Below are 21,376 nucleotides of genomic sequence, written 5' to 3'. Positions count from 1 at the left end.
CGCCGCTATGAGGGAAACGTTTCGCATGAATCTACCCGCCGGCCTGACCGCAAGCCAGATGGAGCAGAAGGCGCAGGACGCGCTGGACAAACTCGCCGCCGCCCGCGCCGCCGTCGCCGAGCAGATTTTCGGCCAGGACGAGGTGGTGGAGGAGGCGCTCGCCGCCATCCTCTCCGGCGGCCACGCGCTGTTCGTCGGCGCGCCCGGCCTCGCCAAGACGCGGCTGGTCGACACGCTGGGCAAAGTTTTGGGGTTGCACGCCGCCCGCGTCCAATTCACGCCCGACCTGATGCCGAGCGACATTCTGGGCTCTGAAGTTTTGGAGGAGGGGCAGGGCGGCAAGCGCGCCTTCCGCTTCATCAAGGGGCCGATCTTCGCGCAATTGCTGATGGCCGACGAGATCAACCGCGCCAGCCCGCGCACCCAGTCGGCCTTGTTGCAAGCCATGCAGGAATATCACGTCAGCATCGCCGGCGAGCGGTTCGATCTGCCGCGCCCGTTTCACGTGCTGGCGACCCAAAATCCGCTGGAGCAGGAGGGGACCTATCCGCTGCCCGAGGCGCAGCTCGACCGCTTTTTGCTGCAAATCGACGTGGATTATCCCGACCGCGCCGCCGAAAAGCGCATTTTGATCGAAACGACGGGCGCCGCGCGGAAAGAACCGCGCCAGGTCCTCGACGCCCACGGCCTCATGGAAATTCAGGAACTGGTTCGCCTGATGCCGGTCGGCGAATCCGTGGTCGACAATATTTTGGACATCGTCCGCGCCGCCCGCCCCGGTGAGGGACCGGAGGAGCTGACCAAGAACATTTCCTGGGGCCCGGGACCCCGCGCGTCCCAAGCCCTGATGCTGGCGGTGCGCGCCCGCGCCCTGTTGCGCGGACGGCTCGCGCCCAGCAAGGCCGACGTGATCGCCCTGGCCTCGCCGGTGCTGAAACATCGCATGGCGCTGAATTACGCGGCGCGCGCCGACGGCGACACCGTGCCCGCCGCCATCCAGCGCCTGCTGCAAAGATTCGCTTGATGGCCTTGGGGTTTCAGCCGAGAGAGTCCATTCGTCCCGACGGGTCGAAAAAACATGCGGCGGTCGATCTGGCGCGGCGGCTGCCGGGCCTGATCCTGTCCGCGCGTCACGCCGCCGCCTCCGTCGCCGCCGGCCTGCATGGCCGCCGCCGCGCCGGCATGGGCGAAAATTTTTGGCAGTTTCGCCCCTTCATCTCCGGCGAGGCGGCGCAGAATGTCGACTGGCGCCGCTCTGGTCGCGACGACCGCCTCTACGTGCGCGAGCGCGAATGGGAGGCGGCGCAGGTCTTGTGGGTTTGGACGGACCTGTCGCCGTCGATGAATTTTCGCTCGCACCTTGCCGAGGACACCAAGGCCGACCGCGCGCTGGTTCTGGCGCTGGCGCTGGCCGACGCCTGCGTGCGCGGCGGCGAGCGGGCGGGATGGCTCGGCCTCACCCCGCTGTTTTCCTCCGCCGACGTGATCGAGCGGCTGGCGCTGGCGCTGGTCACCCAAGCGCGGCGCACGGACGATGCCTTCCCCGATCTGCCACCGCCCGCAAAAGTGCGCCCGCGCGAAAAAGTCGCCCTGATCGGCGATTTCCTCGTCGATTCGCAAGAATTCGACGCGACCCTGGCCCGCCTGTCGGCGCAAGGGGTGAGCGGTTGCGCGCTGATGGTGTTCGATCCCGTCGAAGAAACCTTTCCCTTCGCCGGCCAGACCGAATTTTTTGACGAATCCGGCGCAAAACTGCGCGCCGGCCGCGCCGAGGATTTTGCCGCCGTTTACGGGCAAAAACTGCAAAACCATCGCGCCGCGCTGGCCGACTCGGCGCGGGCGCGCGGCTTCGCCTTCGCGCTGCACGCCACCGACCGTCCCGCGACGGAAGCCCTTTTGCGCCTGCGCAACGGATTGGAGGCGCGATGAGCTGGGTCTTCGCCTCGCCTTGGATTCTGCTGGCGCTGGCCGGCCTTCCCGCCCTCTATGTCCTGCTGCGGGTGACGCCGCCGCCGCCGCGACAAGTCGCGTTCCCGCCGCTGCGGCTGATCCTCGATGAGCGCCGCGACGACGCCACCCCCGCGCGCACGCCCTGGTGGCTGCTGCTGCTGCGCATGGCGCTCGCCGCGCTGATCGTGCTGGCCATGGCGGGGCCGAGCCTCGTTCCATCAGGCGCGAGCGCGGGCAGGGGGCCGCTGCTGCTGCTCATCGACAACTTTTGGACGGCGGCGCCCGACTGGGCGGCGCGGCAGGCGGCGGCGACAAAACTTCTGGACGACGCGGCGCGCGAAAACCGACCCGCCGCCGTGCTCGGCCTCGCGGAAAAGCCGTTTGTTACGCTGGAAGACCCCGGCGCCGCGCTCGCCCGTCTGCGCGCGCTGGTGCCGCGCCCCTGGCTTCCCGCCCGCGCGCAAACCCTTTTCGCGATCGAGGCCTTCTTGCGCGAACATGGCGGCGAGGCGGCGTGGCTCAGCGACGGCCAGCAGGACGCAGATGGTCGCGCCTTCGCCGGAAAACTGTCCGCCCTGACTCCCGGCGCCGCGATCCTGACCGGCGACCGGCCGCCACGCGCGATCACCGGCGCCCGCAACATTTCGGACGCCCTGGAAATCGACGTTTTACGCGCGCCAAACGGCGCTCCGGAGGGTCTTGTTCGCGCCTTCGACGCGCATGGCGCCGCGCTTGGCGACGCCCCCTTCAGTTTTGGAACCGAGGATCGCGCCGTCGCTCGGCTGACCCTGCCGCTGCAACTGCGCAATGATGTCGCCCGCCTCGCTTTGGTCGGCGAGGCCTCGGCGGGCGGCGTTTTCCTGCTCGACTCCGGGGCGCGCCGCCGCCGCGTTGGCCTGATCGGCGGCGCCAAGGCGGACCAGCCGCTGCTGTCGCCGCTCTACTATCTGCGCAAGGCGCTCTCCCCCTACGCCGACCTGCGCGAGGAAAAGCCCGGAGAAACCGACCCGATCGGCCGCATCATCGGCGAAGGCGCGGATGTCCTGGTTCTCGCCGATATGACGCTCGCCCCCGACGCCCGCGAAAAGCTGAAAAAATTTTTAGACGCGGGCGGAACGGTCGTCCGCTTCGCCGGGCCGCGCCTCGCCAGCGCCCCCGACGACCTGCTTCCCGTAAAACTGCGACGCGGCGGGCGGACGCTCGGCGGCGCGCTGTCCTGGGACAAGCCGAAAACCCTGGCCCCCTTCGACGAAACCTCTCCCTTCGCCGGCCTCGCCCCGCCCGCCGACGCCAACGTGAACCGGCAGATATTGGCCGAGCCCGAGCCCGGCCTGCCGCAAAAAACCTGGGCGCGTCTCGCGGACGGCACGCCGCTGGTGACGGCGGAGCCGCGCGGCGCCGGAACGCTCGTCCTGTTCCACATCGCGGCGGAATCCTCATGGTCGAACCTGCCGCTCTCCGGCCTGTTCGTCGACATGCTGAAAAAGATTCTGGCCCGCGCCGGCGCTGTCGGTCCGGCGGCGGAGGCGCAGGCCGAGGGCCTGCTGCCGGTCCTGAAGAATCTCGATGGTTTCGGCGTGCTCGGCCCGCCTTCGGCGGAGGCGCGCGCGCTTCCCAAGGGCGACGTGACGCCCGACGCCGAACACCCGCCCGGCTATTACGGGTCGCAAGAAGCCCCGCGCGCGCTGAACACGTTTGCGGACGGCGCCTTCAAGCCGCTGGATATTTCTGGCCTGAACCTGCGCCCCCAAAGTTTTGCCGCGCCGCGCGCTGTCGACCTGCGCGGCCCGCTGCTGCTCGCCGCCGTATTGCTGGCGCTGGCTGACGCCTTCGCGTCGTTCTGGATCGGTGGAGCGTGGCGGCGGCAGGCGGCGCCGGCGGCGCTGGCGTTGCTCTTCATCCTCGCGCCCCCGCCCGTCCAAGCCCAGCAGGGCGGCATACCCTCACGCGTGGGTCCATCCAACAGCGACAAATGGTTCGCCCCGGCGCTCAACACCTCGCTCGCCTATGTCGTCACCGGCGACGCCCACGCCGACCGCATCAGCGCGCAGGGCCTGAAATCGCTCTCGGACACGCTATCGCAGCGCACCTCCTTCAATCCGGGGCCGCCGCGCGCCGTCGATCCCGCGCGCGACGAACTCGCCTTCTATCCGATGATCTATTGGCCGGTGTCGGCGGACGCGCCGCAGCCGAGCGCGCAGGCGGCGCAAAAAATCGCCGCTTACATGAAGCAAGGCGGCTTGATGCTGTTCGACACCCGCGACGCCGGCCAGCAGTACGGCGGCGAAAGCACTCCGGCGCAGGACTGGCTCAAAATTTTTCTGCAAAAGCTCGACCCGCCGCCGCTGGCTCCCGCGCCAAAAAATCACGTGATCTACCGCACCTTTTATCTGCTGGACGGCCTCGCCGGGCGCTCCGAAAACGGCCCCACCTATATCGAGGCGCTGCCGCCGGAGACCGAAGGCGAAAAAGCCCCGGCGCGCGCCGGCGACGGGGTGTCGCCGCTGATCATCGCCTCGACCGATCTCGCGGCGGGCTGGGCCAGCGACCAATGGGGCGAGGCGCTCTATCCCGGGGGCTCCGACGCGATCCGCACCCATGAACTGGCGCTGCGCGGCGGCGTGAATATCGTCATGTACACGCTCACCGGCAATTACAAGGCGGATCAGGTGCATGTGCCTGAGTTGCTGGAAAGGCTGGGCCAATGAGCTACGGCCTGTCCTTCGCGCCGCTGGCGCCGCTCTGGGCGCTCGCGCTGCTGGCCGTGGCGGCGGTCGCCCTCACCGGCCTGCTGATCTGGCGGCGCCGACGCGGCGCGGTTTTGCGCGGGCTCGCCTTGGCGGCCTTGCTGTTTGCTCTGTCCGGCCCCTCGCTGGTGGAGGAGCAGCGCGAGCCGCTGCGCGACGTGGTCGCCGTGGTCCTCGACCGCTCCGCCTCGCAAAATTTCGAAAACCGCGCCGCGCAGACGGAAAACGCCAAAAAGGCGCTGGAAGCCTCGCTGCAGAAACTCGGCAATGTCGACGTCAAGGTGATCGAGGCCGGCGACGCCCCGGACGGGGAGGGCACGCGGCTGTTCACCGCCCTCGACAACGGCCTCGCCGACCTGCCGGCGGAGCGGTTGGCGGGCGTGTTCATGATCACCGACGGCATCGTCCACGACATCCCCGCCGCGCCGCGTGCAAAGGCGCCGATGCATGTGCTGGTCACGGGCCACGAGCGCGAGCGCGACCGACGCCTCGTGCTCAAGGAGGCGCCGCGCTACGGCCTGATCGGCAAGGACGTCATTTTCACGCTGCAAGTCGAGGAGAGCAACGGCCCCGGAGAACCCGTGGACGTCACGGTGAAGCGCGACGGCGTTTTCGTCACCCGCGTGCTGGCCAAGCCCGGTCGCGACGTCAAAATCCCCGTGAAACTTGAGCACGGCGGCGCCAATGTTCTGGAGTTCGACGCAGCCGCGCTGCCCGACGAGCTGACCAACATCAACAACAAGGCGGTGGCCTCGGTCGAGGGCGTGCGCGACCACTTAAAGGTGCTGCTGGTGTCGGGGGAGCCCAATCCCGGCGAGCGCGCCTGGCGCAACCTGCTGAAAGCCGACGCCAATGTCGATCTGGTGCATTTCACCATCTTGCGGCCGCCGGAAAAAATCGACGGCACCCCGGTGCGCGAACTCGCGCTCATCGCTTTCCCGACCGCCGAGCTGTTTGGCCAAAAAATCAACGAGTTCGACCTCATCCTGTTCGACCGCTACTCGAACATGGGCCTGCTGCCGCCGATCTATTTCGACAATATCGTCAATTACGTGCGGCGCGGCGGGGCCTTCGCCATTGTCGCCGGCCCCAATTTTTCGCGCGGCGATGGTCTGTTCTACACCCCGATCGGCCGGCTCAGCCCGGCGCGCCCGACCGGCCAGATCTTTGAAGCGCCGTTCCGTCCCGCCCTGTCGGAGGTCGGCGGCCGCCATCCGGTGACGCGGGGCCTTCCCGGCGCGGCGCAAAAACCACCGGCCTGGAGCGAATGGTTCCGTCAGGAGCAATCCGAAGTTTTACGCGGCGCCGCCGTGTTGCAGGGCGCGAACGACGCGCCGCTCCTCGTCCTGTCGCGCGAGGGCAAGGGCCGCGTCGCCTTGCTGCTCAGCGACCAGCTCTGGCTATGGGCGCGCGGTTTTGAAGGCGGCGGCCCCTATGAGGAGCTGATGCGCCGCACCTCCCATTGGCTGATGAAGGAGCCGGACCTCGAAGAGGAGGTTTTGCGCGGACGCGTCGCCGGCGGCGACTTGCTCATCGAGCGCCAGACCCTGGCCGCGCAGGCCGGCCCGGTCCATGTGATCGCGCCCTCGGGCCAGGAGAGCGAGCTCAAACTGGAGCCCGCCGAGCCCGGACTGTTCAAGGGAAAAATCGCGCGGCCCGAGCTCGGCCTTTACCGGCTGAGCCAGGGCGAGCTGAGCGCGCTGGTCCCGGTCGGCCCCGAAAATCCGCTCGAATACCGCGAGCTGGTTTCGACGACAGAGAAACTCCGGACCCTCGCCGAAGCCACGGGCGGCTCGTCGCGTCGGATCGGACAGGCTGGAGCCGACACGGTCAAAATCCCCCGCCTTGTCGCCCTGAGCGACAGCCCCTCCTACGCCGGCGCCGACTTTGTGGCGATTCGCCGCACCGGGGCGAGCGTCGCGCGCGGCATGTCGCTCACGCCCCTCGCCGTGGGGCTCGCCGGCCTGCTCGCCCTGCTCGGCCTCGTCGTCGGCGCCTGGGCCTGGGAGGGACGCGGCCGCGGGCGCGTGCTCTCCAAAAAATGACGCAGACTGCGGAAAACACGGGCCAAATGCGTGTTTTGACGCCCACATTTCCTTAACGGACGCGGCTTAACGTCCATAAAGGTATGTAACGAGTGTCTCGTCATGTTCGGCGGCGTCTTCGCGTATGTCGGCAATCTTGCCTTCCTGGTGGTGTTCGTGCTTCTCGGACTCGCCTTACGCAAATTTGCGCGCGACAAGCCGGAGACCGCGCCCAAGGCGGAGCCGGAACTGGAGCCGCATTGTTATGCGCCGGCCGTCCGAGTCGAGCGCGCGCTGGCGAGCAAGCGGCGCGTCGAGCGCCGCGTCGCCGCGCGCCCCGTGCCGTTCGAACGCCGCGTCGGCTATCCCGAGGCCCCGGGTGCGGAAAAAGAGCCGGCGGAAGAGCTCCGCCGCCAGGATGGACGCGTCGTCGCCCGCCTCGTTCCGCAAGTGCCGATCCGTCGCGACGAGCCGGCGCGCAGCTGGTTCGGCGGGACGCCCGAAATGCCCGCCGCAATGCCCTGGCCGAAATTTTCCGGGAAGCGCGGCCTGTTCCTGGCGCAGATCTGCTGCGCCGACCTGCCGGAGGGACTTTGGAACGGGCGCGGACCGCGAAAAGGTTGGCTCGCCTTCTTCATCGATCCCAACGATGGACGGGAACTCCGGGCGCTGCATTTCGCCGAGCGCGCCGCGCCCCGTCCGGCGCCGGCGCCCGGCGCCTGCTGCACATGGCCGCAATCCGTGGTCTTGGCGGGCGACGCCGAAGGTCCCCGCCGCGTCGATGCTTTTCCTCGCTGGCCCCTGGACATTGTCGCGGTCGGTCCCGGCGATCCCGACCCGCTCGCCCCGGGCGACGCCAACGAGGCGCGCAACCGCCCGTTCCGCGAAGGCTTCGATCTTGCGGACCCAAAACATCACCCGTTCAATTGGGCGTCCGCGCTCGCCCTGGCCGATTTCGCCCTGGCCGCCATGGCGCGACGCAGGACGCTGATCAAGGCGGCGTTGCCGGATGTGCAAAAGCAGCTCGCCAACGCCCGCAAGCAGATCGAGCTGGGCGGCATGACCCAGGCGACGCTCACCGAAATGGAGCGCAAGGCGGAGGATCTCCCAAAACTCGTCGACGGCTGGAATGCGTCGGTCGCGTCGTTCGACTCGGCGTCGGAGCAGTTGCGCGCCATCGCCGAGGAGCTGCGCGTGCGCGCGGAAACGGAAGCGTTTTCAGAGGAGGTTGCGGCGGAGCTGATGGAGCGGCTGCGGGCGCTCGAACTCATCCATGTCGAGCGTGGGCCAGACCCCGAACGCGGTTCTGGCGCCGAAAGGGTGCGTGTGACATGCCTGCCGCTCACCGCACATCACCCGGATGCCGCGCTGTTCGCCCATGATTACGAACTGTTGCGGGAGGATTGGGCCAAACACGCGTATTGCGGGGGCTTTCCCTTGCCGGAGGCGCTCCGCGACTATTTTGAAGCGCGCTGGCGCAAGCTTGCGGCGCATGAAATGTGCGGCCTCGGGCATCCGCCGTTTCGCGTCCTTCCCGGCTTCGACCCGGAGATTCAGGCGGTGCTGGTCGAATTCGTCTCCAGCGCGCTGCTCAAATGGCGCTTCGGCGATGACGCGACGCTGGCGGCGACCATCGACCATGGCGCGCTCGGCCAAGGCGACTTGACCAGGCTGCGCTCGCAGATTTCGGACTGATCGGAGCCTGGCTTCCGGCGCGACGGAGGCTGCGGCGGGACCGTATCAGCCCGGTTGGCGCGCTTGCGCCGCATCGATTTCGCCCAGGGCGCGCAAGGCCGTCTCCAGGCCCCATTGCGACAGGCGAAGCAGGACAATGACCGAATCGCCCTTCTCGGCGATTCGGAAGTCTTGGGCCGCGCCCTGCGGCCAACGGTTGGCGGCCCTGGCCTGCTCGAGCTCGGCGAGCGCGTAACAGAGTTCGTACAGCGCTCGTTCGAGTTGCTGTTTCATTGTGCCCTCCCGTCGGTCGGATCGTCTCCCGATCGTCAAGGCTAGTCTGACGCAACGGCATATATAGCGACAGGTTGTAGGGGTTACGGAAGGGTGATGCGCGGATAGCGCCCATGTTTCAGTATGTTTACGACGGTGAGCGCGTCACCGCGCGACGGCGTCGGCCGCGCGCAGACCGGGGAGCAGCCGCGCCTTGACCGACTGGGCGAGGCCCATCCGGTCGAGGGCCGCTTCGATGTCCGCGGCGATCCCCGGGAAATCGCGGTGCAACTCTGCTTTGCGTTCGCGCGCGCAATTGGCTTCGCCGCCGCACGCGCTGAGTTGCAGGATCATCGCCAGCGCCTGCCCGGAGGCGCCGGGGCGCGCCAGCAATTGCGCCGCCTCCCGCTTCTCGCCGCGCAACGTGTGGCCAAGCGCCGCGGCGCCGAGCGCCGCCGAAGTCTCGTTGGGGAGGTCGACCAGCGGACTGAGCAGCGCCATGCCCGCCTCGACGTCGCCGCGCATGACATAGGCCGTGCCGATCAGACGCGCGAAGAGCGTGGAATTGCCGTTGAGCGCCAAGGCGGTGCGGGCGGCGGAAAAAGCCTCTTCATAGCGCCGCGCCGCGAAAGCCGTGACGAAACGCGCGAAATAGGAGCGGGCGCGCCGGGGCGCGAGGTCGAAGGCCTCCTGCGCCAGCTTTTCGGCGCGGGCCAGAGCGGCCTCGCGGTCGCTCTGCAACGGCGCATAAATGTAGCGAAACACCAGCGCGATGGCGAGCATGGCGCGCGCGTCATCGTCGCGGGCGTTGGCGCCGACGGCGATCTCCAGACATTCGCCCGCCACGCGCATGCGGTCGACGGTCTGCGCCTTCAGGAAGGTGAAGGCGGTCAGCGTGCAGTTGAAGCCGCGCGGCATGCCATCGAACTTGTTGAGCAGCCGCAAGGCGTCCAGGTCGATCACGCCATAGGCGTCGCCGAGCCTCTGCGCCAGTTCGCGGGCCTGCCGGGTGAGCCCTTCGGCTTCTGTCGGCAGGGGGAACTGCTCGGCCCAGACGATGGTCTGGTCACTCAGCCGCACGAGTTCGGCGACGTAGTTTTTCTCCAGCGGCCTGAGGGCCAGGGCATAGGCGTTGACGGTGGACGCGGGATCGGCTTCAGGCTTCTTTATGATGATATTGTCCATGGCGCTGAATTCGACTTCCAGCGCCTGCGCGAGGTCGGACAGGATTTTCGGCGCGCGCTCGCCGCGCTCGATGTGCAAGCTGGGAATCGGTGGGGCGTTTGCGCTGCTGGCGCCCGGAGGCGAAGCGGGTTCGGTCATCAGGCCGAAGAGGGCGAGAAAGAAAAGCGACAGGCCGAGAAACGCGCCGGCGAGACGACCCCAGGACGGTCGTTCCGGCGCGGCGACGGTCGGCGGCGCGCTCACGCGCACAAAGGCCGGCTTGTAGCTCCCGCGCTTGAGCTGGATGCGCACCGGACTGTGCGCGCCCGGCCCCTCGTACCAGGCTTGCAGCAATTGCCGCAGCCGCAGCGCCTGCACGCGGACGGCGGAATTGGACTGGGAATCGAAATCATCCTTCCGCTCCAGCGCCTCCGTGGCGATGGTGAAGGCTTTCAGGCGGTCGCCACGCCCCTCGAGCGTCTCGGCGACGACGAATTGGAGGAAGCTCGAAGCCCCTTGATTCTTCACGAAGTCCGGCGATGCGAGCAGCCGCGCCAGTTCAGCCTCGATTTCGGAGCGTTCCGGCTGCGGTGTGCTCATAGGGGTCTCGCGGTCGCCTCAGAATAGCCAAGGCCAGGCGACCCGGCAACCCGCGGCGCGGTCGCGCTCCCGAAGCCTCGGTTTCCCCGGCGCGCGAGAACGGCGAGCGTGGCGCTGGTCAACCGGCGCCCGCTTCGCTTGGAGACTCTAGCCCGATGTCACCGGCCCGCGACACGCCTCGCCTGCGCCCGGCTGCAATTCGTAAAACAGGATGCGGCCGGGATCGACCGGGCCGGGAAACATGAACTGTCCCCAGGCGGCCCGAACAAAACCCATGCGCTCGTAGAATGGGGGGTCGCCGACCAGCAGGACGAGCCCGTGCCCCGCGGCCTTGGCGGCGTCCAGCGAGCGCTGCGCCAGCGCCTCGCCCACGCCTCTGGCGCGAAACGGCTCCTCCACGGTCAGCGGGCCGAGCAGCAGCGCCGGCGCGCCGCCGACGGCGATCCGGGTGAGGGTGCAGGCGCCCACCAGCATGCCGCCAATGCGGGCGATCGTGGACAGGGACAAGTCTGGCGCGATCCCCTCGCGCAGGCGATAGGCGGTCTTTGCAAAACGGCCGGGGCCGAAGGCGCGCTCCTCCAGTTTCTGGATGGCGTGCAGGTCGGCGGGCGTCTGCAGGGCGAAGGCGAGCGACAATTCGGTCATGGGCGTTTCCTTGGCGCCGGTTTACCCGATCCGACGCAAAAAACAACGCCGGCCATCCCATCGGGATGGCCGGCGTCGAATCCGTTCGATGCCGAGGGCTTACTTGGATCCGTCAGCCTTGAACTGGGAGAGATAGGCCCAGATGTTGTCGCGGTCCGCTTCGTTCGGCAGGCCCGGGAAGGTCATCTTGGTGCCGGGAACGACCTTCTGCGGCGCCGTGATATATTCCTTGAACTTGGCGTCGGTCCAGGTGATGCCCGAATTCTTGTTGGCGTCCGAATAGGCGTAGCCCGCGACCGAGCCGCTGTGACGACCGGCGAGGCCATTGAGTTCCGGGCCGACGCCGTTCTTGGCCCCGGGGCCGACCTTATGGCAGGCGGCGCACTTCGTGAACACCTTGGCGCCCGCTTCCGGATCGCCGGCGGCGAATGCCGAGGAAGAGGCGAGGGCGAGGACGGCCGCGGCCGACAAAGCGTGAACGAGTTTCATACCTGTTTCCTTCCTAGTTCGGGCGCCGAGCGCCCCGGCCGGCGCGATCGACCGTCAGTGACCTGCCTGGATTTCAAGCGCAGCAATTAAATAAGACGAGTCCGCGACGCTGACAATCACGGCCTTCGTCTCGGAGCCTGTACTTTCGCGGCATCGGGCCTAAAGTTTATGCAGGGGAGGCGGGATGACGGAACTGACGATCGATCTCGACCGCGAGCGACACGCCTTGCGGACCCTGTTCGGTTTCGACGATTTCCTGCCCTTGCAGGCGCAGGCCGTGGCCGCCGCGCTCGCCGGCGAAAACCTGTTCGTCCTCTGGCCGACCGGCGGCGGCAAGAGCCTGATCTATCAATATCCGGCCCTGACCCGTCCCGGCCTGAGCCTGGTGGTCTCGCCGCTGATCGCGCTGATGCGCGACCAGGTGGCGAAGCTTTCCGCGAGGGGCTTGCCCGCTGGCGCCCTGCACATGGACCAGGATGTTGGGGAAGCGCAAGCCTGCCGCCGGGCGCTGGCCAGGGGCGAACTGCGGCTGCTTTATCTCTCGCCGGAGCGTCTGGCCGAACCGGAGGCGCGCGAAAAAATGCGCGAGGCCGGCGTTCGCCTGCTCGCGGTGGACGAGGCCCATTGCGTGTCGCAATGGGGTCACGATTTCCGTCCTGACTATGGCCGCATCGCCGAGGCCGCCGCCGCGCTCGGCCATCCCCAGATGATCGCCGCCACGGCGACCGCCGCGCCGCGCACGCGCGATGAGGTCATCTCAAAACTGTTTTCGACTCCGCCGCGCCTGATCATCGGCTCGTTCCGCCGCCCAAACATCAGCCTGTCCGTCGAGGCCTGCTCCGGCGATCCCGCGCGGCGAATTGCGCTTCTGGTCGCGGCGCGGCGGGGACAAAGCAGCATCGTCTATTGCGCGTCGCGGCGCCAGACCGAGCACATTGCGGCGGCGCTGGCCGACGCCGGCCTGGACGCGACCGCCTATCATGCGGGATTGCCCGGTCAGGCGCGCGAGGAGCGGCAGGACGCCTTTTTGCGAAGTCCCGACATGGTCATGGTCGCAACCATCGCCTTCGGCCTCGGCGTCGACAAGCCCGACGTGCGCACCATCATCCATGCGGGTCTGCCCGACCACGTCGAAACCCTGTACCAGGAGACCGGCCGCGCCGGGCGCGACGGTCGGCCCGCCGAAGCCATCGCCCTGTTCGACCCCGCCCGCCTGCGCGCTTTAAGCGACGCCCGGCCGGACATCGCCCGCATCGATCCGGCGTCCGCCGAGAGGGCGGCGGCGCTGATTCGTTACTTCACCACGACCGGCTGCCGCGAACAGGCGCTGCTGGCGCCGCTGGGCGAAGCCTGCCCGCCCTGCGGCCTGTGCGACAATTGCCGCAGCGGCGTGGCCCGTTTTCGCGCCGCGGCGCAGGCCGTGGCCCGCGCGCCCCACGCCGTCCGCTCGGGTCTGAAGCGGGTTTTGGCCCGGTCGCTTGGCCGCTGGACCGTCGTCCCCCCTTTCGGCGACGAACCGGGCGAGGAGCTTCGCGCCCCCTTCCTTCCGCCGGCTCCGCCGGATGCGGCGCTCACCGTGACGGAATCGCGCCGATTGCGCCGTCTGCGCGAGGCGCGCAAGGCGCTGGCGCGAAAGCTGGGCGTCGCGCCGGTCCGGCTGATCGGCGAGGCGGGTCTGTTGGCGCTCGCCGTCGAGCCCCCGGATTCCCTGGCGGCGCTGCTGGCGCGCGCCGGGGACGAATCAGGGCTGCTGGCGCGGCATGGCGCGGCGCTTCTCGAGAGTGTCCGCGATGACTGAGCTTGCGCGGACGCCAGCTGCGCCGAGGCATCTTGCAACCCTGGCGTGCTCCCTGGCGCCGCCTTGAATTGCAACGGATAAATATATCCGGCTGAATTTCCGTCGCGAACGCCCTAATCCTTTTTCCTTGCGAAAATGCGCGTTCGAGCACGAATGTAACATTTTCCGCGTTAGGTTTTTGTTAAGGTTTGCCGTCACCGTTGCGACAGGACGCCGGGACAGTGTTTCGGGGCATGCCAATTTTCACGGGCGTCGCCTTTGGTGGCGACGGAAAAAGCGGATCGGAGAGCGTTCGGCCATGACGACGTTGATCGACTTCTCATCGCTTCCATCGGCGCAGCGCCTGGAGGGCGGCGCCGCGTCGAACATGCTGCGGGAAACTCTGCCGGGCGCTCGCCCGTCGGGTCAGGCGGCGCTCGCGTGGTTCGACCGGCCGCGCGACACCCTCGACCTGCGCTTCGACGCGCGCCATGGCGCCCTCTGGTGCAACATGCGGCATGAAAATTCCGTCAGCTGGACGCTGCCGATGCTGCGCGAGATCAACGCCCTTGGCGACGAACTGCGCGCCGAACATCGGGCCCTGGGCGAGACGCCCGTGAAATTTTTCATCGGCGCCTCGATGCGCCCGGGCGTCTACAACATGGGTGGCGATCTCGGCTATTTCCTCGACCGGGTGCGCGCTGGCGACGAAGAGTCCCTGCGCGCCTACGCCTATGCCTGCTGCGACGCGATCTATAACAATTATGACGGTTTTGACGCGCGCGTGGTGACGATCGCGCTGCTGGAGGGCGACGCGCTGGGCGGCGGGCTGGAGGCGGCGCTGAGCAGCCACGTCATCATCGCCGAGCGCGGAATCAATCTTGGTTTTCCCGAGGCTCTGTTCCACACGTTTCCTGGCATGGGGGCCTACAGCCTCCTGTCGCGTCGCCTCGACGGCGCGCGGGCCGAAAAATTGATGCTGAGCGGCCGGATGTACAAATCCGAGGATTTTTTCGACATGGGGCTGATCGACATCCTTGTCGACAAGGGGGAGGGCGCGGCCCGCGCGCAGGCCTATGTCGCCGAGCAATCCAAGCGACAGAAACTGCTTGTCGCCATGGGCGAGGTGCGGCGCCGGGTCATGCCGCTGTCCCTGCAGGAACTCCGCGATGTCACGGATGTCTGGGTGGATTCGGTGATGAGCCTCGCGCCGATCAACCTGCGCAAGATGGAGATGCTGGCTTTAGCCCAGGACCGGCTGTTCGGCCAGACGTCGAGCGCCCGCTTCAAGCCGGGGACATGATCGAATTTTTTGCGCGCTCGGGGTCGGGCGGTTTGCTGAATCCTATGGCCGCAATTCGTTCGTGTCCCCAAAGGGCGCGAATCGTTCCGCTCAAAAGCGAACGGCGCGCTCCCGGGAGCGCGCCGTTTGAGTTTGTCGGAAACGGAAGCGCGCCAGGCGCTCACCAAACGGCGGCGAGCACGCCGGTCATGAAGGCGAAGGCGGCGGCGATCGAGACGATTTCAATCTTGAGAGCGGTGACCATGTTCCGAACCCCACGATTTAGCCACTCGTAAAGAGAGGTTAACAACCCGATGGTTAATTTTTCGTTTCCTCCGGCCATAAATGTAGTTTTTATGACGCCTCCGGGAAATTTCATTCCCTGTGCAGGGACGCCCGAATTGCGGGCAGGTCGCGCAAAAATGATCAAAAGTTAAGCACAAACCTCTTGCATTTGCCGATGCTGCTGAAATGCGCGATCAATGGTTGAAAAGTTGGGCTGCAATGCGACGGGATTGAGGCGGGTGGCATGGGCGGTGACGCCGGGGGATGCGGATGGCGGGGCATGGGGCGGCGCTCCTACCATCACGGACGCCTGCGCGAAGCCCTGCTCGCCGCCGCGCGCGCGCTGATCTCGGAGCGCGGCCTCGCCGGCTTCACCCTTGCCGAGGCCGCCAAGCGCGTCGGCGTCACCGGCGCCGCGCCCTATCGCCATTTCGCCGATCGCGACGCGCTGGTCGCCGCCCTGGCGCAGGACGGATTTACACATTTCAACCAGCTGCTCGGCCGCGCCTGGGATGGCGGCAAGCCGGACCCCGTCGCGGCGCTGCGTCGTCGCGGCGAGGCCTATCTGGCTTTCGCGCGCGAAGAGCCCGGCCTTTACCGGGCTATGTTCGGCGACGCCGGCCTGCTGCGCCACCCCTCGGACAGGGCGCGCGCGGCGTTTGACGAGCAGGTGCGCACCACGGTGGAGGTGCTGCGCTTTTTCCACGCGCCTGAACGCGACGCCGAGACCTTGGCCGTGCAGATCTGGGCGATGAGCCACGGCGTGGCCGACCTGATGTTGTCCGGGCACTTCGAAACGCCCGACGAGGCCTCAAAAATTCTCGGCTCGGGCGTCGCCGCGCTGGTTGAAGGCGCGATGCGCAAGGCGCTCGGCATCGCCTCAGTAATTCCCGCAAGCTGAAATCTAATTTTTCGCGCGCGCCCCTCTGGAAACCGTCTCGATGTAAATTCATATAACATCCGCATCGCCGGGCTTCGTCCTGTGGCGGTGGCGGAGAAACATCATGAGCTGTCACACCCATGCCCAAGGCGAGGGCCGCTGCGGGCGAATGAACTGGAAGCCGATGGAAGTCCTGGCGATGGTCATCGGATTCATCTGGTGGGCCCCGATCGGCCTCGCCATCCTGTTCTGGAAGATTTGGCAGGCCAAATCCCGGTACAAGGGCGATTTCGGCGAATTCGCCCAGGAGAAATGGGGCGAATTCGAACAGCGCGCCGGTTTGCGCGGTATGGCGCGCAACTTCCGCGATTGGCCGGGTTCGTCGGGCAACGCGGCCTTCGACGACTGGCGCAAGGCGGAGCTGGAGCGCCTCGCCGAGGAGCGGCGCAAGATTTTCGAGGCGGAAAAGGCTTTCGAAGACTATCTCGAAGGCCTGCGCCACGCCAAGGATCGCGAGGATTTCGAACGGTTCATGGCCGGCCGCGGCAAGCCCGAGCAACCGCAGAGCTAAAGCTTGAACATCGCGCGCCGTGGCCTGCCCAGGTTACGGCGCGTAAGATTTGAAACGTTAACCAATTCTTTTGACCGCAAGTTAAGCTGAACGCGCGATTTCTCGGGGATGGCGCGCGCGCAAAAACCTGAACTCCCGATTTGGTCCCGGCGCGTGGGCGCCGTGGCCGCGCTGCTGTGTCTGGCGGCGCTCGCCGGGTGCGGCAAGTTCGGCGGCGCCGAGCGGCCCGCGTGGCGCGCACAGGCGGAAGCGGCCTGTTTCGCCCGCAACCAGGTTGTCCTGTCGAACTATATCCAGCCGGCGGGCCACGAGATCGATGGGCCCTCGATCTGCGGCTTGACGCGCCCGCTCAAAGTCACGGCGCTGCTGGGCGGAAAAGTCCTGTTCAACTCAACCCAGACCCTCGACTGCCCCATGGTCGCGGAACTCGAGGCCTGGGTGACCGAGACGGTTCAGCCGGCGGCGAGCGCCCGCTTCGGCCAGCCGGTCGCGCAGATCGATTCGATGGGCTCCTATGGGTGCCGGGGCATGAACAACCAGTTTGGCGCGCGGCTGTCCGAACATGCTTTCGGCAATGCGCTGGATATCGGCGGTTTCGTTCTGGCCGACGGGCGGAAAATCGTCATCGTCCACGACTGGACGCGCGGCGACGCGCAGACCCAGGCCTTTTTGCGCGACCTGCACAATGGCGCCTGCGAGCATTTCGCCACCGTGCTCAGCCCCGGCTCCAACGCTTTTCATTACAATCACATCCACATCGACCTGGCGATGCATGGCATGACGTCCACCGGACCGCGCCGCATCTGCAAGCCAGCCCCGCAACGAACCGAGCCGCCGTCGCGAAAAGACAATCTGCCCGACGCGCCGGACATCGAGGACGATCTGGACATCGCCCAGGGCGGCCCCCCTCGCACACAAAACAGCTATGCGACCCGTCCCGGGCCCAGTCTCGCGGCGCCGTCCGTGGTCGCCCGTGCGGCGCCGCCGAATCGTGTCGCGGCGCCCACGGAGCTGCACGCGTCCCACGCGCCTGCTGCGCCCACGCGCGGGACCATGAACGCGGACGGCGTTTTCGTCCCTGAAGGCGCCCCGGCCGATTTCGACCTGCCGGCGCGCGGGCGGAAATAGGCGCGCTTACTACTCGTCGTCCTCGAAATCCTCTTCGTCGTCGAGTTCGATCACGTCGAGGCAGGCGGCGGGGACGGTGGCGTTGCGGATCGTGTCGTCGGTTTCCGCATACCATATCACATCGACAGTGGTTTTTTCGGACTTGACGACCGTCATCGAGCGGCCGCCGGACTTCAGTTGCACGAGATCGCCTGGGCGGAATTCCATTTTGGGGTCCTTTGAAGAAGGTTTCAAAGCGTTTTCAAGCGAAGTGGAAACCGGTTCGCGTGAAGAAAATGCGTCAAAACAAGAATCTAGAGCTTCTTCATGTTTCCATGAAACGTGAAAAAGCTCTAGGGCCATGTCACCACCGGCGGCATGGAGGATAGGATCGAGTCGATGTTGCCTCCCGTCTTCAGTCCAAAAATCGTGCCGCGATCATAGAGCAGGTTGAACTCGACGTAACGGCTGCGCCGTTCCAGCTGCTCCTCGCGTTGCGCCGGCGTCCAGCTTTTGTCCATGTTGGCCTCGACCAGCCTCGGATAGATATCGGCGAAGGCTTCGCCGACGGCGCGGGTGAAGGCGAAGGCGGGACCGAAATTTTCGCCTCCGGCTTCGAGTTCATCATAGAATATGCCGCCCACCCCGCGCGCTTCATTGCGATGGGGCAAAAAGAAGTAGTCGTCGCACCAGGCCTTTAACCGCTGATAGTCGGCGACCCCGTGACCCGCGCAGGCGCCGCGCATGGCGGCGTGAAAAGCTTGCGTATCCGGATCGTCCTGGCTGCGTCGCTCCATCAGGACCGGCGTGAGGTCGGCGCCGCCGCCAAACCACGTCTTTGAAGTCGCCACCAGCCTTGTGTTCATGTGCGCGGCGGGAACGTTGGGATTGCGCGGATGGACGATCAGCGAAATGCCCGCCGCCCAGAATCGCGGGTCGGCCGCCGCGCCGGGAATGTTTTTGGCGAATTCCGGCGCGAAGGTCCCGTGCACGGTGGAGACGTGAACCCCCGCCTTCTCGAACAGCCGTCCCTTGAGCAGCGCCATCCGGCCGCCGCCGCCGGGCGCGCCGTCGTGATTGGTGCGCTCCCAGGGCGACAGCACGAATCGTCCGGGTTCGGCGTCCGGCTCGAAGGCGCCGTCGCGCCGCTCCAAGGCCTCGAAAGCCGCGATGATCCGCCCCTGCAAGGTCGAAAACCATTCGGCCGCTTCACTTTTGCGCTGGTCCAACTCCGTTTCCGTCAAATGTCTCTCCATCTGGAAAACCGTCGATCTGCCGCAGCGCCTCGCCCAAGACCATGGCGGCTGCGACCGCGACATTGAGCGAGCGCGCGCCAGCGCGGAGCGGGATGAGCAGCCGCGCGTCGGCGGCGCCATGCACCTCCTCCGGCGCGCCCGCGGACTCGCGCCCGACCATGACGATGTCGCCGGGGCGGAACGCGAATGCGTGGTAGGGCGAGGCCGCATGAGTGGAGAGTAGCAGCAACCTGCGTCCATTTGTCGCGCGCCACTGCTCAAAATTGCGCCACGAGAGGTGCCGCGTCATCATCACTTGGTCGAGGTAGTCCAGACCCGCGCGACGAAAATGACGGTCCGTAAGGGGGAAGGCGGCGGGCTCGATCAGCGCCGCCTCGATCCCGAGGCACGCGCAAAGCCGCAGCATCGTCCCCGCATTCTGCGGAATGTCCGGCTGATAAAGGGCGAGGCACAGGGGAGGCGCTCGCGAGGGCTCCTGATTCATCCGACGATGATAGCGGCGCCCAAAGCGACGGCAAAACTTTGTTCGTCGCCTAACAAATCGCCAAGTCCGTTCTATGGACAATGGAGTTGAAAGGCGCCAAATAGCGGCGCCTGCCGAATGGCCTCCCTTGGCCTGCATTTCGTCATCGCGTCACATGCGACGCGGTTGCGAGCGGGAGGGAAATTTTTCCGCCGCGCGGCGTCGCTAGTCGGACCGCGTATCGTCAAGCCGCCTCGCTGATCGCGAGCAAGCAGAGCCGCCCCGAGCAGCAGGGCGCGCGCTCGAAACCTGGGGATGTCGCCTTGTCCACAGCCACGCCTTCGACGGATGAAACCAGTCGCAGAGATTTTCTTTACGTCGCCACCGGATCGGTCGCCGCCGTCGGCGCCGTCTCCGTTCTGTGGCCGCTGATCAGCCAGATGAACCCGGACGCCTCGACGCTGGCGATGGCCTCGTCCGAGATCGACATCGGCGCCATTCCCGCGGGCCAGATCGTCACGGTCAAGTGGCGCGGCAAGCCGGTGTTCATCCGCCACCGCACGCCGGAAGAGATCAAGGCGGCCCAGGGCGACGACAATGCGAGCATGCCCGATCCCGCGACGGACAAGTCGCGCGTGCAGAAGCCGGAATGGCTGATCGTCATCGGCGTCTGCACCCATCTCGGCTGCATTCCGCTCGGCAACCAGGGCGAATACAACGGCTGGTTCTGCCCGTGCCACGGTTCGGTCTATGACACGTCCGGGCGCATCCGCAAGGGGCCGGCCCCGCGCAACCTTGATGTGCCGCCCTACGCCTTCCTGACCGACACCAAGGTCAAGATCGGTTAAAGCTCCCTCGTCATTTTGAAGAGATCTCACATGCATGGACTCTCGACTTTCGAGCCCAAGAACGGCGCGGTGAAGTGGCTTGAAGCCCGCCTGCCGATCCTGAGCTTCGCCCACAGCTCGTTCGTGGCCTATCCCACGCCGAAGAACCTCAACTACTGGTGGACCTTCGGCGCCATTCTCTCCTTCATGCTGATCGCGCAGATCATCACGGGCGTCGTGCTGACCATGCACTACACGCCGGAAGCGACGCTGGCCTTCTCGTCGGTCGAGAAGATCATGCGCGACGTGAACTGGGGCTGGCTGTTTCGCTACGCGCACGCCAACGGCGCCTCGATGTTCTTCCTCGCCGTCTATATCCACATGTTCCGCGGCCTCTACTACGGTTCATACAAGAATCCGCGCGAAGTGCTGTGGATCCTCGGCGTGATCATCTTCCTGCTGATGATGGCGACGGGCTTCATGGGTTACGTGCTGGTGTGGGGCCAGATGTCCTTCTGGGGCGCGACGGTCATCACCAACCTGTTCTCGGCCATTCCGATCTTCGGCAACGAAATCACCACCTGGCTGTGGGGCGGCTTCTCCGTCGACAATCCCACCCTGAACCGCTTCTTCGCCCTGCATTACCTGCTGCCCTTCGTGATCTTCGCCGTCGTTGGCCTGCACGTCTGGGCGCTGCATGTGACCGGCCAGAACAATCCCGACGGCGTCGAAATCAAGGACGTCGAGAAGGACTGCGTGCCCTTCACCCCGCATGCGACCATGAAGGACGGCCTCGGCGTCACCGTGTTCCTGCTGGTCTACTGCTGGTTCATCTTCTACGTGCCGAACTATCTGGGCGACGCCGACAACTACATTCCGGCCAACCCGCTGAAGACGCCTCCGCACATCGTGCCGGAATGGTACTTCCTGCCGTACTACGCCATCCTGCGCGCCATTCCCGACAAGCTCATGGGCGTGATCGCGATGTTCGCCGCCATCGCCGTGCTGGCCTTCCTGCCCTGGCTGGACAAGTCCCCGGTGCGCTCGGCCAAGTACCGGCCGATGTACAAGGCGCTGTTCTGGGCCTTCGTGGTCGTGAGCATCGGCCTGGGCTATTGCGGCGCCATGCCGGCGGCGGAGCCCTACGTGACCGTCTCGCGCGTCCTGAGCGTGTTGTACTTCGGTTTCTTCGCGCTGCTGCCCTTCCTGCCCCGGTGGGAAAAGACGCTGCCGGTCCCGGCCACCATCGCCGAGGCCGTCCTGGCCAAGTCCGGCGTCAAGGCCGAACCGCCGAAGCCTGAACCCGTCAAGGCCGCGCCCGCCAAGGCGCCCACCAAGTCCACGCGCCTTTGGAAGTGAGGA

General features: G+C 66.6%; 20 protein-coding genes. 12 read left to right on the top strand and 8 right to left on the bottom strand.

Annotation, left to right across the window (positions count from 1 at the left end):
* Positions 1–25: 25 nt before the first annotated feature.
* The 5 genes from GJ654_RS17505 (at position 26) to GJ654_RS17485 (ending at position 8,416) form a co-directional block, all read left to right on the top strand.
* Positions 26–1,024, top strand: a complete 999-nt coding sequence (locus tag GJ654_RS17505; RefSeq protein ID WP_155447468.1) for an AAA family ATPase — start codon at positions 26–28, stop codon at positions 1,022–1,024.
* Positions 1,024–1,929 (top strand): DUF58 domain-containing protein, encoded by a 906-nt coding sequence (locus tag GJ654_RS17500; RefSeq protein ID WP_155447467.1) that lies wholly within the window; start codon positions 1,024–1,026, stop codon positions 1,927–1,929. The genes GJ654_RS17505 and GJ654_RS17500 overlap by 1 nt, the downstream gene beginning before the upstream one ends.
* On the top strand, positions 1,926–4,658 hold the full coding sequence (locus GJ654_RS17495) for a DUF4159 domain-containing protein (RefSeq protein ID WP_155447466.1): 2,733 nt from the start codon (positions 1,926–1,928) through the stop codon (positions 4,656–4,658). Before GJ654_RS17500 ends, GJ654_RS17495 begins: the two co-directional genes overlap by 4 nt.
* Positions 4,655–6,742, top strand: coding sequence for a hypothetical protein (locus tag GJ654_RS17490; protein WP_155447465.1), 2,088 nt, complete (start codon positions 4,655–4,657; stop codon positions 6,740–6,742). The genes GJ654_RS17495 and GJ654_RS17490 overlap by 4 nt, the downstream gene beginning before the upstream one ends.
* Before the next feature lie 102 nt (positions 6,743–6,844).
* Positions 6,845–8,416 carry a DUF1963 domain-containing protein gene (locus GJ654_RS17485; RefSeq protein ID WP_155447464.1) on the top strand — a complete coding sequence of 524 codons (1,572 nt, stop codon included), beginning with the start codon at positions 6,845–6,847 and terminating at the stop codon, positions 8,414–8,416.
* A 45-nt stretch (positions 8,417–8,461) separates the two neighbouring features.
* On the opposite strand, the gene GJ654_RS17480 is transcribed toward GJ654_RS17485, so the two are convergent.
* The 4 genes from GJ654_RS17480 to GJ654_RS17465 all read right to left on the bottom strand — a co-directional run bounded on the left by GJ654_RS17480 (position 8,462) and on the right by GJ654_RS17465 (position 11,566).
* The gene (locus GJ654_RS17480) at positions 8,462–8,689 is read right to left on the bottom strand and encodes a hypothetical protein (protein WP_155447463.1); all 228 of its coding nucleotides are present in this window, start codon (positions 8,687–8,689) and stop codon (positions 8,462–8,464) included.
* A gap of 144 nt (positions 8,690–8,833) precedes the next feature.
* Positions 8,834–10,432 carry a hypothetical protein gene (locus tag GJ654_RS17475; protein WP_155447462.1) on the bottom strand — a complete coding sequence of 533 codons (1,599 nt, stop codon included), beginning with the start codon at positions 10,430–10,432 and terminating at the stop codon, positions 8,834–8,836.
* Positions 10,433–10,579: 147 nt separating this feature from the next.
* Positions 10,580–11,077, bottom strand: coding sequence for a GNAT family N-acetyltransferase (locus GJ654_RS17470; RefSeq protein WP_155447461.1), 498 nt, complete (start codon positions 11,075–11,077; stop codon positions 10,580–10,582).
* 99 nt (positions 11,078–11,176) lie between these two features.
* Positions 11,177–11,566, bottom strand: coding sequence for a c-type cytochrome (locus GJ654_RS17465; protein WP_155447460.1), 390 nt, complete (start codon positions 11,564–11,566; stop codon positions 11,177–11,179).
* A gap of 184 nt (positions 11,567–11,750) precedes the next feature.
* On the opposite strand from GJ654_RS17465, the gene GJ654_RS17460 reads away from it, so the two are divergent.
* Both GJ654_RS17460 and GJ654_RS17455 read left to right on the top strand, forming a co-directional pair.
* The gene (locus tag GJ654_RS17460) at positions 11,751–13,364 is read left to right on the top strand and encodes a RecQ family ATP-dependent DNA helicase (RefSeq protein ID WP_155447459.1); all 1,614 of its coding nucleotides are present in this window, start codon (positions 11,751–11,753) and stop codon (positions 13,362–13,364) included.
* Positions 13,365–13,662: 298 nt separating this feature from the next.
* A complete protein-coding gene (locus tag GJ654_RS17455) occupies positions 13,663–14,646 on the top strand; it encodes a crotonase/enoyl-CoA hydratase family protein (protein ID WP_155447458.1) in 984 nt (327 codons plus the stop codon).
* A 160-nt stretch (positions 14,647–14,806) separates the two neighbouring features.
* Here the strand turns inward: GJ654_RS17455 and GJ654_RS17450 are convergent, their stop codons facing one another.
* Entirely contained in the window at positions 14,807–15,055 is a 249-nt protein-coding gene (locus GJ654_RS17450; protein WP_155447457.1) for a hypothetical protein, read from the bottom strand.
* A gap of 99 nt (positions 15,056–15,154) precedes the next feature.
* Between GJ654_RS17450 and GJ654_RS17445 the strand changes: the two genes are divergently transcribed.
* The 3 genes from GJ654_RS17445 (at position 15,155) to GJ654_RS17435 (ending at position 17,489) form a co-directional block, all read left to right on the top strand.
* Complete coding sequence (locus GJ654_RS17445) at positions 15,155–15,811, top strand: TetR/AcrR family transcriptional regulator (protein WP_246664801.1); 657 nt, start codon at positions 15,155–15,157, stop codon at positions 15,809–15,811.
* 103 nt (positions 15,812–15,914) lie between these two features.
* Entirely contained in the window at positions 15,915–16,361 is a 447-nt protein-coding gene (locus GJ654_RS17440; protein WP_155447456.1) for a DUF2852 domain-containing protein, read from the top strand.
* A gap of 162 nt (positions 16,362–16,523) precedes the next feature.
* Entirely contained in the window at positions 16,524–17,489 is a 966-nt protein-coding gene (locus GJ654_RS17435) for an extensin family protein (protein WP_264586288.1), read from the top strand.
* Positions 17,490–17,498: 9 nt separating this feature from the next.
* On the opposite strand, the gene GJ654_RS20885 is transcribed toward GJ654_RS17435, so the two are convergent.
* The 3 genes from GJ654_RS20885 to GJ654_RS17420 all read right to left on the bottom strand — a co-directional run bounded on the left by GJ654_RS20885 (position 17,499) and on the right by GJ654_RS17420 (position 19,208).
* Positions 17,499–17,696: a DUF2158 domain-containing protein gene (locus GJ654_RS20885; protein WP_196305606.1), complete on the bottom strand. Its 198-nt coding sequence runs from the start codon at positions 17,694–17,696 to the stop codon at positions 17,499–17,501.
* Between the two features lie 125 nt (positions 17,697–17,821).
* The gene (gene hemF, locus GJ654_RS17425; RefSeq protein WP_155447453.1) at positions 17,822–18,724 is read right to left on the bottom strand and encodes an oxygen-dependent coproporphyrinogen oxidase; all 903 of its coding nucleotides are present in this window, start codon (positions 18,722–18,724) and stop codon (positions 17,822–17,824) included.
* Positions 18,678–19,208 carry a tRNA (cytidine(34)-2'-O)-methyltransferase gene (locus GJ654_RS17420; RefSeq protein WP_155447452.1) on the bottom strand — a complete coding sequence of 177 codons (531 nt, stop codon included), beginning with the start codon at positions 19,206–19,208 and terminating at the stop codon, positions 18,678–18,680. The genes hemF and GJ654_RS17420 overlap by 47 nt, the downstream gene beginning before the upstream one ends.
* A gap of 302 nt (positions 19,209–19,510) precedes the next feature.
* Between GJ654_RS17420 and petA the strand changes: the two genes are divergently transcribed.
* Complete coding sequence (petA, locus tag GJ654_RS17415; protein ID WP_155447451.1) at positions 19,511–20,035, top strand: ubiquinol-cytochrome c reductase iron-sulfur subunit; 525 nt, start codon at positions 19,511–19,513, stop codon at positions 20,033–20,035.
* Between the two features lie 30 nt (positions 20,036–20,065).
* Entirely contained in the window at positions 20,066–21,373 is a 1,308-nt protein-coding gene (locus GJ654_RS17410) for a cytochrome b (RefSeq protein WP_155447450.1), read from the top strand.
* The last annotated feature ends 3 nt before the right edge of the window (positions 21,374–21,376 follow it).

Source organism: Rhodoblastus acidophilus (assembly GCF_009720655.1).
GTDB lineage: Bacteria > Pseudomonadota > Alphaproteobacteria > Rhizobiales > Beijerinckiaceae > Rhodoblastus > Rhodoblastus acidophilus_A.
Note: the sequence above shows the minus strand (reverse complement) of the source record. Positions and strands in the feature narration are given on the sequence as shown.